Source organism: Kitasatospora sp. NPDC056651 (assembly GCF_042792155.1).
Lineage (GTDB): Bacteria > Actinomycetota > Actinomycetes > Streptomycetales > Streptomycetaceae > Kitasatospora.
In genome coordinates, this window is sequence record NZ_JBHTWX010000092.1 from 1 (window position 1) to 14,927 (window position 14,927).

Sequence of the window (14,927 nt, forward strand, 5' to 3'; positions counted from 1 at the left end):
GGGTTCGCCCCCCCCCCCCCCCCCGGCCCCCCCCCCCGGGCCCCCCCCCCCGCGGGGGCGGCCCCCACCGCCGGAGGACGGCGGGATCGAAGGTGTTACGCCACGGGCTGCTTGGCGCTCGCGCGGCGCTTGGCCCGGTAGAGCAGCAGTCCGCCGACGGTCATCAGACCGCCCCCGGCCAGGGCCGCGACCCCGGCCGGCGAGCCGGCCTCCGGCAGCTTGCCCGGGCCGCCGCCGTGCGGCGGAGCCGGGTGCTCACCGGGGTGGCCAGGACGGCCCGGGTGCGTGGGGCAGCCCTTGCCGCCGCCCTTGTGGTCGCCCCCCTTCGGGGGGCAGGCCTCGACGGTGATGCAGAGATCGACCGGCGGGCTCTGCACCAGCCGGCCCTGCGGGTCACGGGCAGTGGCCGTGGCGGTGTTGGTGACGTGTCCGGCCTTGGCGTCCGCCTCGGTCACGGTGTACGTGCCGTGGCAGGTGGTGCTCTGCCCGGGATCGAGGATGGTCACGTCGCAGGTCACCTGCCGGACGCGGTCGTCGTCGACGGCCAGCTCGGTCACCGTGGTGGAACCGGTGTTGGTGACGGTGTAGGTGTAGGTGATGGTGTCGCCGGGCCGCGCGTTCTCGGTGACGTCGGCCCGCTTGGTGATGGTCAGCGCGGCCGTCGGGGAGACGACGTCGACCGTCGCGTCGGCCGGCGGGCTCTGGACCGGCCGGCCCTGCGGGTCGGTGCCGTTGGCGCGGGCGGTGTTGGTGACGTGTCCGGCCTGGGCGTCCGCCTCGGTCACGGTGTACGTGCCGTGGCAGGTGGTGCTCTGGCCGGGGTTGAGGGTGGTGGTGCCACAGGTCACGGAGGTGACGCGGTCGTCGCTCACCGTGATGCCGGTGACCGGCGCGGTGCCGGTGTTCGTGACCGTGTAGGTGTAGTGCACGGTGTCACCGACGTGGAACGGTCCGGCGCTGTCCGCCTTCTTCGACAGGCTGAGCTGTCCGGCACCGACGACGGTGACCGTCTCGTCGGCCGGCGGGCTCTGCTCGGTCCGGCCTTCCGGGTCGGTCCCGGTGGCGACGGCGGTGTTGGTGACGTGTCCGGCGGTGACGTCGGCCGCGGTGATGACGTAGCTGCCGTGGCAGGTGGTGCTCTGACCGGGGTTGAGGGTGGTCGTGTCACAGGTGACCGGGGTGACGTGGTCGTCGGTGACGGTGATGCCGGTGACCGGCGCGGTGCCGGTGTTGGTGACGGTGTAGGTGTAGTGGACGGTGTCGCCGAGGTGGAACGGTCCGGCGCTGTCCGCCTTCTTCGACAGGCTCAGCTGGGCCACGCCCACGACGGGGACGGTGGCTTCGGCCTGGGGGCTCTGCTCGGTCTGGCCTTCGGGGTTGGTCCCGGTGGCGTGGGCGGTGTTGGTGACGTGTCCGGCGGTGACGTCGGCCGCGGTGATGACGTAGCTGCCGTGGCAGGTGGTGCTCTGACCCGGGGTGAGGGTCGTCGCGTCGCAGGTGATCGAGGTGACGCGGTCGTCGGTCACCGCGAGGTTGGTGACCGGTGCGGTGCCGGTGTTGGTGACGGTGTAGGTGTAACTGACCGTGTCGCCGAGGTGGAACGGTCCGACGCTGTCCGGGACCTTCGCGAGGGTCAGTTGCACGACGCCCGCGACGGGGACGCTGGCCTCGGCCGGCGGGCTCTGGACGGTCTCGCCGTCAGGCCCGGTGCCGTTGGCGTGGGCGGTGTTGGTGACCTGGCCGGCCGTGACGTCGGCCGCCGTGATGACGTACGTGCCGTGGCAGGTGGTGCTCTGACCCGGGGTGAGGGTCGTCGCGTCGCAGGTGATCGAGGTGACGCGGTCGTCGGTGACGGTCAGGTTGTTCACGACCGCCGTTCCGGTGTTGGTGACGGTGTAGGTGTAGCTGACCGTGTCGCCCAGGTGGAACGGTCCGACGCTGTCCGGAACCTTCGCCAGGCTGAGCTGCGCGACGCCCGCGACGGGGACGGTGGCTTCGGCGGGCGGGCTCTGGACCGGCTGGCCTTCGGGGCCGGTGCCGTTGGCGTGCGCCGTGTTGGTCACGTGCCCGGCCGCGACGTCGGCCACGGTGATGACGTAGCTGCCGTGGCAGGTCGCGCTCTGGCCGGGGTTGAGGGTGGTGGTGTCACAGGTCACGGAGGCGACGTGGTCGTCCGTGACGGTGATGCCGGTGACCGGCGCGGTGCCGGTGTTGGTGACGGTGTAGGTGTAGTGGACGGTGTCGCCGAGGTGGAACGGTCCGACGCTGTCCGGAACCTTCGCCAGGCTGAGCTGCGCGACGCCCGCGACGGGGACGGTGGCTTCGGCCTGGGGGCTCTGCTCGGTCTGGCCTTCCGGGTTGGTGCCACTGGCGACGGCGGTGTTGGTGACGTGTCCGGCGGTGACGTCGGCCGCGGTGATGACGTAGCTGCCGTGGCAGGTCGCGGTCTGACCGGGGTTGAGGGTGGTGGTGCCGCAGGTGACCGGGGTGACGTGGTCGTCGGTGACGGTCAGGTTGGTGACCGGTGCGGTGCCGGTGTTGGTGACGGTGTAGGTGTAGGTGACGGTGTCTCCGAGGTGGAACGGTCCGACGCTGTCCGGGACCTTCGCGAGGGTCAGCTGCACGACGCCCGCGACGGGGACGGTGGCCTCGGCGGGCGGGCTCTGGACCGGCTGGCCTTCGGGGCCGGTGCCGTTGGCGTGCGCCGTGTTGGTCACCTTGCCGGCGGTGACGTCGGCGGCCGTGATCACGTAGCTGCCGTGGCAGGTGGTGCTCTGGCCGGGATTGAGGGCCGTGGTGCCGCAGGTGACCGGGGAGACGTGGTCGTCGCTCACCGTGATGCCGGTGACCGGTGCGGTGCCGGTGTTGGTGACGGTGTACGTGTAGGTGACGGTGTCCCCGAGGTGGAACGGTCCGACGCTGTCCGGGACCTTCGCGAGGCTGAGCTCCGCGACGCCCACGACGGGGACGGTGGCTTCGGCCTGGGGGCTCTGCTCGGTCTGGCCCTCGGGGTTGGTGCCACTGGCGACGGCGGTGTTGGTCACGTGCCCGGCGGTGACGTCGGCGGCCGTGATGACGTAGCTGCCGTGGCAGGTCGCGGTCTGACCGGGGTTGAGGGTGGTGGTGTCACAGGTGACCGGGGAGACGTGGTCGTCCGTGACGGTGAGGTTGGTGACCGTGGCCGTTCCGGTGTTCGTCACCGTGTACGTGTAGCTCACGGTGTCGCCGAGGTGGAACGGTCCGACGCTGTCCGGAGTCTTCGCGAGGGTCAGCTGCACGACACCCGCGACCGGGACGCTGGCCTCCGCCGGCGGGCTCTGCACCGGCTCGCCCCCCGGGCCGGTGCCGTTGGCGTGGGCGACGTTGGTCACCTTGCCGGCGGTGACGTCGGCCGCCGTGATGACGTAGCTGCCGTGGCAGGTGGTGCTCTGCCCCGGAGTCAGGGTCGTGGTGCCGCAGGTGACCGGCGAGACGTGGTCGTCCGTGACGGTCAGGTCGGTGACGGTGGCCGTCCCGGTGTTCGTCACCGTGTACGTGTAGGTGACGGTGTCGCCGAGGTGGAACGGGCCGGTGCTGTCCGGAACCTTCGCCAGGCTGAGCTCCGCGACACCCACGACGGGGACGGTGGCCTCGGCAGGCGGGCTCTGGACCGGCCGCCCCTCGGGGCCGGTGCCGTCGGCGACGGCGGTGTTGATCACGTGTCCGGCGGTCACGTCGTCGGCGGTGATGACGTAGCTGCCGTGGCAGGTCGCGGTCTGACCGGGGTCGAGGGTGGTGGTGTCACAGGTCACGGAGGTGACATGGTCGTCGGTCACGGTGATTCCCGTGACCGGCGCGGTGCCGCTGTTGGTCACCATGTAGGTGTAGGTGACGGTGTCCCCGAGGCGGAACGGGCCGGTGCTGTCGGCCCTCTTGGTCAGGAGCAGTTGGGCCTCTCCCACGACGGGGACGGTGGCCTCGGCAGGCGGGCTCTGCTCGGTCAGGCCCTCGGGGTTGGTCCCGGTGGCGTGGGCGGTGTTGGTGACGTGTCCGGCGGTGACGTCGGCGGCCGTGATGACGTAGCTGCCGTGGCAGGTGGTGCTCTGGCCGGGGTTGAGGGTCGTGGTGCCGCAGGTGACCGGGGAGACGTGGTCATCGGTCACCGCGAGGTTGGTGACGGTGGCCGTCCCGGTGTTGGTCACCGTGTACGTGTAGGTGACGGTGTCCCCGAGGTGGAACGGTCCGACGCTGTCCGGGACCTTCGCGAGGGTCAGTTGCACGACGCCCGCGACGGGGACGCTGGCCTCGGCCGGCGGGCTCTGCACCGGCTGGCCTTCGGGGTCGGTACCGATGGCGTGGGCGATGTTGGTCACCTTGCCGGCGGTGACGTCGGCGGCCGTGATGACGTAGCTGCCGTGGCAGGTGGTGCTCTGGCCGGGGTTGAGGGTCGTGGTGCCGCAGGTGACCGGGGAGACGTGGTCATCGGTCACCGCGAGGTTGGTGACGGTGGCCGTCCCGGTGTTGGTGACCGTGTAGGTGTAGGTGACGGTGTCCCCGAGGTGGAACGGTCCGACGCTGTCCGGGACCTTCGCGAGGCTCAGCTGGGCCACGCCCACCACGGGCAGCGTCACCTCGGCGGGCGGGCTCACCACCGTCTCCCCTTGCGGGTTGGTGCCGGCCGCTTCGGCCCTGTTGACGACGTGGCCGAGCGCCAGGTCGGCGTCCGTCACGACGTACGTGGAGTGGCAGGTGGTGCTCTGGCCGGGGTCGAGGGTGGTCGCGTCACAGCTGACCGGCGTGGCGTGGTCGTCGGTGACGAAGAGGTCGTGGAGCACCGTCGAACCGGTGTTGGTGACGGTGTAGGTGTAGTCGACGATGTCCCCGACGCGGACCGGGCCGGCGGTGTTCGCCCTCTTGTCCAGGCTGATCGACGACGGGCCGATCACGGTGACCGTGGCCTCGGCCTCCGGTGAGGTGACCGGCTCGCCGTTCGACGTCCCGGTGGCGACGACGCGGTTGACGACCTTCCCGTTCAGAGCGTCCTCCGGGGTCACGACGTAGGTGCCGTGGCACTTGGTCATGTCGCCGGGGCTGCCCCTCGGGGCCAGGGTGGTGGTGTCGCAGGTGATCCCGGTGACCCTGTCGTCCGTCAGCATGAGGTCGGTGATCTCGGTTCCACCGGTGTTGGTGACCACGTAGGTGTACGGGACGGTGTCGCCGACGTGGAAGGGCTCGGGCGCGTCGACGTGCTTGGTCACCTCCAGCCCCGGAGGTGCCACCACCGGCACGTCCTCCGAGGACGGTGGCGAGGTGACCGGGCCTTCGTCGGTGGTCCCGGTGGCCTGGGCCGTGTTGGCGACGTGGCCGGCGCCGGCGTCCGCGGCGGTGACCAGGTACGTCGCCGTACACGTCACCGTCTCCCCGGGGGCCAGGGTGCTCACCGGGCAGCTGACCGGCCCGACCTTGGGGTCGTTGACGGCCAGGTTGGTGATCGGCACGTTCCCGGAGTTGGTGACGACGAAGTCGTACGGGATCGGGGTGCCCACCGTGATCAGCCCGGGCAGCGGCTGGTGGGCCTGCTTGACCAGGTTCAGCTGGGGCAGCGGCACGTCGGTGTTGATCACCACGTTGCGGATCAGGTGCACGTCGGTGAACAGGCCGGTGGAACCGGCGAAGCCGAACTTGTACGTGGAGGTGAGCGGTTGCGGTGCGGGTGTCTGGAGCACCTGGTGCGAGCCGGTGCCGTCGTTGAAGTCGACGGAGACCGTCAGCACCGGGGAGGGCGCGGGCGTCAGGTGCACGTTCACCCGGCGGCGCGAGGGCTCCAGCAGGTTCTCCGCCTCGACCGGCGTCACGCCGGGCGGCAGTGAGGTGAGCGGGCCCTGGAGCTTCCCGGGCAGGGTGGAGGGCCACGGGCCGCTGGTGGTGAAGTTGCTGGTCGTCGCGGTCAGGAAGCAGTAGCCCTCGAGGCCGTCACCCGGTCCGCGGAGGGTGATCATGTTGGCGCCGGGCGCGGGGATGCGGAAGCCGGTGCCGGCGGGGGACCGCGTGGTGCAGCCGTTTCCGCGCTGCTCCCAGTCGCCGAAGTAGTTGCCGAGGACGTCGAGCCCGACGCCCAGGTAGCCGCGGTCGACACCGGGCAGGAAGGTGAGGTTCGGATCGTCGTCGGGCAGCTTCTGGGCGTAGCCGAGGCTGCCGCCGAAGGCGCCGGGGTGGGTGAGCGAGACATCGCCGTTGACCAGGAAGAAGGAGATCCCGTCGGCCGGGGTGGCGGGCGTGGTGCTGCCGTACTGCCACTGGTCGAAGGACACGTCCAGGCCGGCGCCGGCCGGCAGGGCCTGGTTGAAGAGGACCGCTCCGCTCTGGTCGTTGTTGGAGTCGGTGATCCGCAGGTAGCCGTGGGGCGCGGAGTCCAGCGGCGGCACCGGGCCGGTCTCGGGGACCGGGCAGCCACCCAGGGGTCGACCGTCCGGCCCGATCGCCGAGACCGGCGCGCCGGTGAGGCAGGCAGCGCCGACGGCGACGAACCGGTCGTCGGCGGTGGCGCCGGTGAAGGTCTCGTGGAGTAGCGGGGTGCCGGTCGCCCGGACCCGCTCCGGCAGCGCCGCGGCGGCGGGGTGGTTGGGCGGGGCGACGGCGTGGGCCAGTGAGGCCGTGAGGCCGGCGCCGAGCAGGCCCAGGGTGGCCGCAGCGCTGATGAAGCGGGCCGTTCGGGATCGAAGCCGTGACGGTCCGCGGGAATGTCTCGTCATGTCGGTTAATATGCGCGGACGCTACAACCAGTTATCGCTGTGTACTGTCAGTGGACCTATGGAATAGCTCGGATGAACGAGTGTCGGATCCGCTGCGCCTGGGCAATGGTCGCGGCCGGTCGCGGGGGGTGGCATGACCTGGCGGAATCATTCCAATCACCCCAGCTCGGCGCTGTGGTATGGTCGCCGACGCCGAGTATGACTGCGACTCAGGGAGGTGAGCCCCATTACCGGACTGTCCGAGCGGGTGCTCCCGGAGCGCGGCCGTGCGGGCGCCTAGCCGCGCATAGCGCGGACGGCGCGCCGACGCGGTGTCGGCCCCCGCGGGAGCCCTGACGGAGTGGTTCGTCCTACTCCTGTTTCTTTCCCCCAAGGGGTTCTCTTGCCGGTCTTCTCCTCCGCCTCCCTCCGTTCCTCCGTGGTCTCCCGGCTGCGCGCCGCCGGTTGCGTGTTCGCCGAGGACGAGGCGCGGATCCTGCTCTCCGCCGCCGCCTCGCCCGCCGACCTGGCCGCCATGGTCCGCTCCCGCGCCGACGGGCGGCCGCTCGAACACGTCGTCGGCTGGGCCGAGTTCGCGGGGCTGCGGATCGCCGTCGACCCGGGCGTGTTCGTGCCGCGCCGACGCAGCGAGTTCCTGGCCGCCACCGCCACCACACTGACCACCCTGGGCGCGGTGGTGCTCGACCTGTGCTGCGGCAGTGGCGCACTGGGCGCGGCGGTCGCGGCCACGGCGGCGCACCCGGTCGAGCTGTACGCGGCTGACATCGATCCGGGCGCGGTCCGCTGCGCCCGCCGCAACCTCACCGGCGCCGGGGCCCGGGTCTTCGAGGGCGACCTGTTCACGGTCGTGCCCCCGACACTGCGCGGCCGCGTCGAGGTGCTGATCGCCAACGTCCCGTACGTGCCGACCGGCGACCTCGGCCTGCTGCCGTCCGAGGCGCGACTGCACGAGGCCCGGCCCGCGCTGGACGGCGGGGCGGACGGGCTGGACGTGCTGCGGCGGGTGGTGGCCGAGGCGCCGGGGTGGCTGGCGCCGGGCGGGTCGCTGCTGTTCGAGACCAGCGAGCGGCAGGCGCCGACGGCCCTGGCGGTGACCAGGGCGGCCGGGCTGACGGCGGCGGTGACCCGGGAGGAGGACCTGGACGCCACCGTGGTCATCGCCACGCCGCGCTGAACTTCCGCGCGAAGCAGGGAAGTTCACGTTCCGACCGGAAGCCGTGGGCCCGGCCACCGTTCCCCTGCGCCGGTGGCCGGGCCCGCGGCTTCCGGGCCGCCGGATCCGGTCAGAGGTGGGTGCCGTACACGTGGTCCACCGGGATGCTGAGCAGCACCCGGCGGTCGGAGACCATCACCCGGCGGTACTCCGCCCAGTCGGGGTGTTCGCCGGCGGCGCGGCGGTAGTAGGCCACCAGCGCCTCGACCTCCGGCCCCTCGGGGTCGGTGCCCGGGCCGGTGAGGGAGGCGACGCCCTCGGCGGTGGCCCAGGAGCGGCCGTCCGGTCCGGTCACCTCCAGGCTGACCCTGGGGTCCCGGCGGAGGTTGGCGGTCTTGGCCAGCCCGTCCCGGGTGGAGATCAGGAGGGTGTTCGCCTCCCGGTCGTAGAACGGCAGGACGGGGGAGAGCTGGGGTCGGCCGTCCGCCTTGATGGTGGCGAGGACGCCGAGGCGGCTCTCCGCGAGCAGCGCGTACGGGTCGAAAGGTGTGGTGGTCATGGGGGCATCATCGGCCTTCACACCGGTGTGAAGGCAAGGTCCGGCAGGCGTGTTGGGGAGGGAGGGCCCGTATGACGGTATGACGGGCGGAGTGACCACCGGGTGGGCCGGTACGGAAAGTTCGGAATCCGCCGTGATGTCCGGCACCGCCCGTTAGGGTCGGTCAGGACGGACATGTCGGTCCGCACCTTCGAGCCGATTCGAACCGAGGGGACACCGCACGATGGCACGCCGACGCAGGCCGGTGGAACTGCTGGAGTACTCCGACGACCTCCACCTGGAGGACGTCACCCCGCTCGCGGCCTTCCTCGCCGCCCGCCTCCGGGAGCTGGCCGAGGCCCAACCCGAGGGCACCGGCGCCCGGTTCGCCGCCGAGCGGCTGGCGGCCGTCACCGCCCGGGACTGCATCTTCCTCTCCGACATCCTGGGGGCCTGGGAGGACGCGATCCTGGAGGGCCGGGCCGACGAGCCCGGCTGGACCCAGCGGAGCCGCCAGGACTGCGTGCTGTGGTGGGAGCGGCTGTGCCGGACGGCCGAGGAGTTCGGCGACCACCCCGACCACCGGTCCCGGTGGCGCCCGCTGCGGTTCAGGAACCTGGCGCACGCGGAGTTCATGGAGGGCCTGACCGACCGGGCGGGCGGCGTGTACCGGGGCGGCGCGCACCCGTGACCCCCGGTCGGCCGGGCGACGGCCCCGGCCCGGCTGTCGGCACCGGCTGGTACGGTCGCGCGAATGAGCGGAACCGTGCCCTACACGGGTGAGGAGAAGGAGAGCCTCCGGGCGGCGCTGGACCGGCACCGCGACGCGGTGCTGTGGAAGGTGGAAGGCCTGGACGACGAGCAGTTGCGGCGCCCGATGACGCCCTCCGGGACCAACCTGCTGGGGCTGGTGAAGCACCTCGGCGGCGCCGAACTCGGATGGTTCCGGCAGACGTTCGGCCGCGAGATGGGCCCGCTGCCGTTCGACATCGACGCCGACGACTCCTCCGACATGCGGGTCGAGTCGCACGAGTCGACGGCGGACGTCCTGGCGTTCTACGCGCGGGCCCGGGCGGCCTCCGACGAGACGATCCGGGAGCTGGCGCTGGACGACCTCGGCACCTCCTGGTGGGGCAACGAGGTCTCGCTGCGCTGGGTGCTGATCCACATGACCACCGAGACGGCGCGGCACGCCGGGCACATGGACATCCTGCGGGAGCTGATCGACGGCGGGACCGGGGACCACGACCGGAGCTGACCGGTCCCGCGCCGGCCCGGGCCGCGTCGGCGCTGACGAACAGTCAGCGTGAAGCGGCCCGGGGGAGTTCGGCGTGGCGGACGGCAGGGGAGCCGAAGGCGAGGGCGGCGCCGAGGCAGGACACGGCGCCGCAGGCCACGAAGACCGGGGCGGCTCCCCAGACGCCGATGGCTGCGCCGACCAGCGGGCCGATCAGGCGGTGGCGGCGGATGTAGCGCAGGCCGTCGAGGAGTGCGGCGCGCGCACCGCCGGACCGGGGCGCGGAGTCACTCGAAGGCCGTGCGAGCGGGCTGATCCGGACCGTGAGCAGGAGCGGCAGTGAGAGCGCGAAGAGCAGGCCGGCCACGGCGAACGCGGCGGCCGGGCCGCCCAGGCCCATCGCGAGGCCGCCGAGCGGCGGGCCGGCGATCTGGCCGAGGCGCATCGACAGTGAGCGCAGGCCGGTGACCCGGGCCAGCTGGTCGGGGGTGGTGATCCGGGGCGGGAGGGCGCCCACGGCGGGGACGAACAGGGCGTCCACGGCGCCGAAGACGAGCGCGACCACCACCAGGAGCCAGAGCGCGGGCGGCCGTGCTCGCCGAGGGGCCAAGCTCGCCGAGGGGTCGTGCCCGCCGGGGGTGTGGGCCGCGGTCAGCGCAGGGTGACCTCGCGGGGGCCGTTGAAGGGGGCCAGGGACAGGACGGTCCTCGGGACGCGCAGCGCGTCGTGCTCGGTGAAGAGGCGGCGGACGGCGGAGAGGTCGACGGCACCGACGGTCAGGTGGGCGACCTCGTCGTACGGGGCGTGGGGCGTGTTGGTGGAGGCGGTGCCCCAGGTGTCCCAGAGGAGGGTCTCGACCTTGTTCAGGGCGGCGAGGTCGAGCCGGGTGGAGTGGGCGACGAACCACTCGCCGTTGAGCGGGCCCTGCTCGGGCGGGTGGACGCCGAAGGAGCCGGCGGCGGCCCGGCCGGTGCGGATGGTGTGCCAGGCCCGGCCGGCGACCAGGAAGCGGTCGCGGGGGACGTCCATCGGGTCGAAGTCCACCCGCCAGGCGGCGGCGATCCTCGGGTCGGTCAGCTGCGGGTCGGCGAGCAGCCAGCCGCGCCGGTCGTGCCAGTACTCGGTGACCACGTGGTCGGCGTGGAAGCCGTCCGGGCCCAGGTAGTCGGCGAAGCCGCAGCGCAGCCGGGCCGGGACGCCGACGTGGCGCAGGAAGGAGCAGTGCAGCAGGGCCAGATCGCGGCAGACGCCGACGAAGCGGTCGGCGGGGGCGCGGGGGTGGCTGAGCGGGGCCGGGTCGCGCTCGGTGATGAGGTTCAGGATGTCGTCGAGGTACCGGGTCTCGGCGTCGTGGTGGAGCCGGTCCGCCGGAATGGCGTGGTGGAACAGTCCGCCTTCGAGGCGGTGGATGATCAGGTCCCGCGCCATCCGGGCGAGTCGGCGCGGATCGTTGGGCAGGGCGGTGTAGCGGGAGAGGTGGGCACCGGGGGCGGAGAACACGCTCTGCCCGAGGTAGAAGGCGGGGAAGTCGGCGGAGGGCACGGGAAACTCCCATGGGGATTCGGCCGCATGATCGATGGCTGGGCCGCTGGTCCTCACCGTGGCAAATTTTCACGGTGATTGTCCAGAAGAGCCGGGCGGGAAGCGGTGGTTCGGCGGAGCGAGGGTGGTCCGACGGGCGGTCCGACGGGCGGCCCGACGGGCGTTCCAGGGCTGTCGACGATCCCGGACGGCGCGCGGGAAGGAACGTCCCTGCACGTCCATGGCGCGCCCACGGGGTGCAATGGGCGGCACCTGGCACATCGTCAACAGGAGAGGACTGCCGGTGAAGACGGAGACCGAGGGCGCGGACCCGGTCCGGGTGCTGGACGTGACGAGCGCCGACTACCGTCGGGCGTTCGAACTGTTCCTGGCCGGGACGGACGAGAAGCCGATCACCCACGCCCGGCTGGGCGAGATCGCGGCCGCCCTGCCGCACCGCCGGGTCCTGCTGGACCTCGGCGCGGGCGACGGCCGTACCACCGCCTACCTGGGCCGCTCCTTCGGCCGTACGATCGCGGTGGAGCCCAGCGCGGCGATGCGCGAGAAGCTCCGCACGGCCTGCCCCGACGCCCTGGTCCTGCCGGAGCCCCTGGACCGGGTCCGCCCGCCCGAGCCGGCCGACCTCGTCCACCTCTCCCACGTGCTTTACTACGTGCCCGAGCCGGACTGGCCCGACACCGTCGGCCGCGCCCTGGACTGGACGGCCCCCGGCGGCACCCTGCTGGTCGTCCTCCAGAACCCGGAGAGCCCCTGCATGCGGATGGCCGCGCACTTCACCGGCGTCCGCTACGACCTCGGCCCCCTCGCCGACCGCCTGCGCGAGCGGCATCCGGAGCACGACTACGCCCTGGAGACGCTCGAACTCCACTACCGAACACCGGACTTGTCCGAGGCGGTGGACGTCGCCGAGTTCATGGTCAACGTCGCCGACCTGGCCGCCCTCGACCTCCGCCCCTCCCGCGCGGCCCTGACCGCCTACGTCCGGGAGCACTTCACGCTCCCCGCCGGCGGCTACGCCATCGGCCACACCCAGGACATGCTCATCGTCCGCCGCGCCGCCCGGGCCTGACCCCGCCCCCGCCTCGCGTCCCGCCCCTCGTCCCGTGCCCGTCCCGCCCCGCCCCGATCAAGGACCCCCACCATGCCCGATCACGCCCCGTCCTACCGCGACCTGCGCGCCGTGGTGATCAACTGCACCCTCAAGCGCTCCCCCGAACGCAGCCACACCCAGGGCCTGATCGACGTCAGCACCGGCATCCTGGAGCGCCAGGGCGTCGCCGTCGACGTCCTGCGCGCCGTGGACCTCGACATCGCCACGGGCGTCTGGCCGGACATGACCGAGCACGGCTGGGAGACCGACGAATGGCCGGTGGTCTACTCCCAGGTGATGGCCGCCGACATCCTCACCCTGGCCGGCCCGATCTGGCTCGGCGACAACTCCTCCGTCATGAAGAAGGTGATCGAGCGGCTCTACGCCTGCTCGTCGATCCTCAACTCCCATGGTCAGTACGCCTATTACGGCCGGGTCGGCGGCTGTCTGATCACCGGCAACGAGGACGGCGCCAAGCACTGCGCGATGAACGTCCTCTACAGCCTCCAGCACCTGGGCTACACCATCCCGCCGCAGGCCGACGCCGGCTGGGTCGGCGAGGCGGGCCCCGGGCCGTCCTATCTCGACGAGGGCTCCGGCGGCCCAGAGAACGACTTCACCAACCGCAACACCACCTTCATGACTTGGAACCAGCTCCACCTGGCCCGCATGCTCAAGGACGCCGGCGGCATCCCGGCTCACGGCAACCAGCGCTCCGAGTGGGACGCCGGCTGCCGCTTCGACTTCGAGAACCCCGAGCACCGCTGAACCGCCGACCGACTGCGCGACGGGGCCGGAAAGCGGGCCGGCCGTGACCGCTAGGGAAGGGCCGCCGGTCATGTCGTGCCCCGACCGGTCGATCCCGCCCGGTCCCGCGCCCGCGGCGCGAGAGGCCGCGGATCACCAGGTGACGGGCAACGCCTGCAGGCCGCGGAAGACCAGTTCGGGCACGTAGGTGAGCTCGGACTCGTCAACGGCGAGGCGCAGTCCCGGATACCGCTTCACCACGGACCCGATCGCCACCCGCATCTCCCGGCGGGCCAGAACCGCGCCGAGGCAGAAGTGCGGTCCGTGCCCGAAGGCGAGGTGCGCTGCCGGTCCTTCGCGCGTGATGTCGAAGCGGCCGGGATCCGGGTACACGCCGGGGTCGCGGTTGGCCGCGACGATGACGGGCAACACCGCTTCGCCCGCCCCCAGTTCGACGCCCTCCAGTTCGACGGGCTCGGTCGTGACCCGGACCTCGGCCGAGGTGAAGAGCCTGCTGTAGCGCAGTAGTTCGTCGACCGCCGGTCCGATCAGGTCCGGTGACGACCGCAGCAGCGCGAGCTGGTCCGGGTGGCGCAGCAGGGTCAGGAACGAGTTGCCCAGCTGGTTGACGGTCGTCTCGTGGCCGGCGATCAGCAGGCCTTCGAGGTTGGCCAGCAGCTCGGGTTCGGTGAGGTGGTCGCCCTCGTCGTTGGCGGCGACCATCGCCGAGATCAGCCCGTCGTCCGGCCGTGCCCGCTTCTGACGCACCAGGTCGGCGAGCCAGTCCTGCATCTCGCCCTGTGCGGCCCGCAGTTCGTCCGGAGTGATGTTCGTGACGAACAGCCGCCTGGTCCACCTGCGGATGGCCTCGGCCTCGGAGTAGGGCACGCCGAGCAGCTCGCAGATGACCATCAACGGCAGTGGAGCGCAGAGACCCGCCACGAGATCCGCGGTCGGATCGAGGGAGTCGAGCAAGGAGTCCACGATGGACTGCACGCGTGGCTCGAGCTGATCGACCATGCGTGGGCTGAACGCCTGCGACATCAGCTTGCGCAGGCGGGCGTGGCGCTCGCCGTCCTGGCTGGAGACCAGTAACGGGTCGGCGGCGACGGACAGTTTCAGCGGGCTGCCCGGGAGTGTGGCCGCCTCCCGGCTGAACCGGCTGTCGCTCAGAACCTGGCGCACCGCCTGGTAGGAAAGGGCGAGCCAGACGTCCGTCGGTCCCATCGTCGCGAGGACGACCGGGGCCTGCGCGAGCAGCGCCTCGGCTTCGGGCTCGTTGTCGAGGTGGTGTGGTGTGGTGAGGGGGAACGTGGCCTTCATCGCTGCCTCCTGACTGGATGCCACCAGACCGGGGTGCCGGGCGCCGGGCGCGAATGGCCGGGACCGGTGCACGGATCGGTGACAGCTGGGTTGGGTGCCCCCGGGGGCGGTGGCGCTTCGCGATCGTGTCGAAGTCGATGGGGGTCGAACGGTTCAGCCGGGGCTGTCGGCGGCGCCGGTGGTCGGTTCGCTCGATCCGGGTGGTGATCGCCGTGCGGAGGTGTTCCCGGGTGGCCGGGGTGACGGTCGAGGACGTTCTTCCGCGCGAGTGCGAGTGGGATTCTAGGGCGTTGTCACCAGCCGCGTCGACGGTGACCACGACCGGCCCGGTCATGGCGGTGTAGGGCGTGGACGCACTTCCGTGACCGCACCGGCGGGTTCACCGGGCGGACTCGCCGGCAGCTGCTCCAGCGGACACCGCGGCGGGCCGTCCGTGAGGAACGAGGCGTCTCATGGGGCACGGGACGGATCTCGCCAAAGGATGCCTTGAGCGTGCAGGCATATGACATTGCGATGTGCCTCGTTTGAGACAGCCTTCGCCTGGCCTATGGCGATGGCGTGATGTT

General features: G+C 72.0%; 9 protein-coding genes and 1 pseudogene. 5 read left to right on the plus strand and 5 right to left on the minus strand.

Translation table 11 applies throughout. The annotated features are described in order from the left end of the window. Positions 1-95: 95 nt before the first annotated feature. Positions 96-6,731, minus strand: a complete 6,636-nt coding sequence (locus tag ACFRAR_RS28820) for a hypothetical protein (protein WP_380701380.1) — start codon at positions 6,729-6,731, stop codon at positions 96-98. 382 nt (positions 6,732-7,113) lie between these two features. On the opposite strand from ACFRAR_RS28820, the gene ACFRAR_RS28825 reads away from it, so the two are divergent. Next, positions 7,114-7,905, plus strand: a complete 792-nt coding sequence (locus tag ACFRAR_RS28825; RefSeq protein WP_380701382.1) for a putative protein N(5)-glutamine methyltransferase — start codon at positions 7,114-7,116, stop codon at positions 7,903-7,905. Between the two features lie 109 nt (positions 7,906-8,014). Here ACFRAR_RS28825 and ACFRAR_RS28830 read toward each other — a convergent pair whose 3' ends face one another. Beyond that, complete coding sequence (locus ACFRAR_RS28830; RefSeq protein ID WP_380701384.1) at positions 8,015-8,443, minus strand: PPOX class F420-dependent oxidoreductase; 429 nt, start codon at positions 8,441-8,443, stop codon at positions 8,015-8,017. 223 nt (positions 8,444-8,666) lie between these two features. On the opposite strand from ACFRAR_RS28830, the gene ACFRAR_RS28835 reads away from it, so the two are divergent. Continuing rightward, a complete protein-coding gene (locus ACFRAR_RS28835) occupies positions 8,667-9,113 on the plus strand; it encodes a hypothetical protein (protein WP_380701386.1) in 447 nt (148 codons plus the stop codon). Between the two features lie 63 nt (positions 9,114-9,176). Further along, positions 9,177-9,680, plus strand: coding sequence for a DinB family protein (locus ACFRAR_RS28840; protein WP_380701388.1), 504 nt, complete (start codon positions 9,177-9,179; stop codon positions 9,678-9,680). 172 nt (positions 9,681-9,852) lie between these two features. Here the strand turns inward: ACFRAR_RS28840 and ACFRAR_RS28845 are convergent. Both ACFRAR_RS28845 and ACFRAR_RS28850 read right to left on the minus strand, forming a co-directional pair. Then, a pseudogene (locus ACFRAR_RS28845) lies at positions 9,853-10,245 on the minus strand (MFS transporter); the annotation flags it as partial. A 65-nt stretch (positions 10,246-10,310) separates the two neighbouring features. Continuing rightward, positions 10,311-11,201: a transglutaminase-like domain-containing protein gene (locus ACFRAR_RS28850; RefSeq protein ID WP_380701390.1), complete on the minus strand. Its 891-nt coding sequence runs from the start codon at positions 11,199-11,201 to the stop codon at positions 10,311-10,313. Between the two features lie 283 nt (positions 11,202-11,484). Between ACFRAR_RS28850 and ACFRAR_RS28855 the strand changes: the two genes are divergently transcribed. Both ACFRAR_RS28855 and ACFRAR_RS28860 read left to right on the plus strand, forming a co-directional pair. Further along, on the plus strand, positions 11,485-12,270 hold the full coding sequence (locus ACFRAR_RS28855) for a class I SAM-dependent methyltransferase (RefSeq protein ID WP_380701392.1): 786 nt from the start codon (positions 11,485-11,487) through the stop codon (positions 12,268-12,270). A gap of 72 nt (positions 12,271-12,342) precedes the next feature. Further along, positions 12,343-13,059 (plus strand): flavodoxin family protein, encoded by a 717-nt coding sequence (locus ACFRAR_RS28860; protein WP_380701394.1) that lies wholly within the window; start codon positions 12,343-12,345, stop codon positions 13,057-13,059. A gap of 132 nt (positions 13,060-13,191) precedes the next feature. Here ACFRAR_RS28860 and ACFRAR_RS28865 read toward each other — a convergent pair whose 3' ends face one another. Continuing rightward, positions 13,192-14,361: a cytochrome P450 gene (locus tag ACFRAR_RS28865; RefSeq protein WP_380701396.1), complete on the minus strand. Its 1,170-nt coding sequence runs from the start codon at positions 14,359-14,361 to the stop codon at positions 13,192-13,194. Positions 14,362-14,927: the final 566 nt, after the last annotated feature.

Coding starts and splice junctions, on each gene's coding strand:
- ACFRAR_RS28865 (WP_380701396.1), bottom strand. CDS start 14,361: ATGAAGGCCACGTTCCCCCTCACCACACCACACCACCTCGACAACGAG.
- ACFRAR_RS28830 (WP_380701384.1), bottom strand. CDS start 8,443: ATGACCACCACACCTTTCGACCCGTACGCGCTGCTCGCGGAGAGCCGC.
- ACFRAR_RS28835 (WP_380701386.1), top strand. CDS start 8,667: ATGGCACGCCGACGCAGGCCGGTGGAACTGCTGGAGTACTCCGACGAC.
- ACFRAR_RS28820 (WP_380701380.1), bottom strand. CDS start 6,731: ATGACGAGACATTCCCGCGGACCGTCACGGCTTCGATCCCGAACGGCC.
- ACFRAR_RS28840 (WP_380701388.1), top strand. CDS start 9,177: ATGAGCGGAACCGTGCCCTACACGGGTGAGGAGAAGGAGAGCCTCCGG.
- ACFRAR_RS28860 (WP_380701394.1), top strand. CDS start 12,343: ATGCCCGATCACGCCCCGTCCTACCGCGACCTGCGCGCCGTGGTGATC.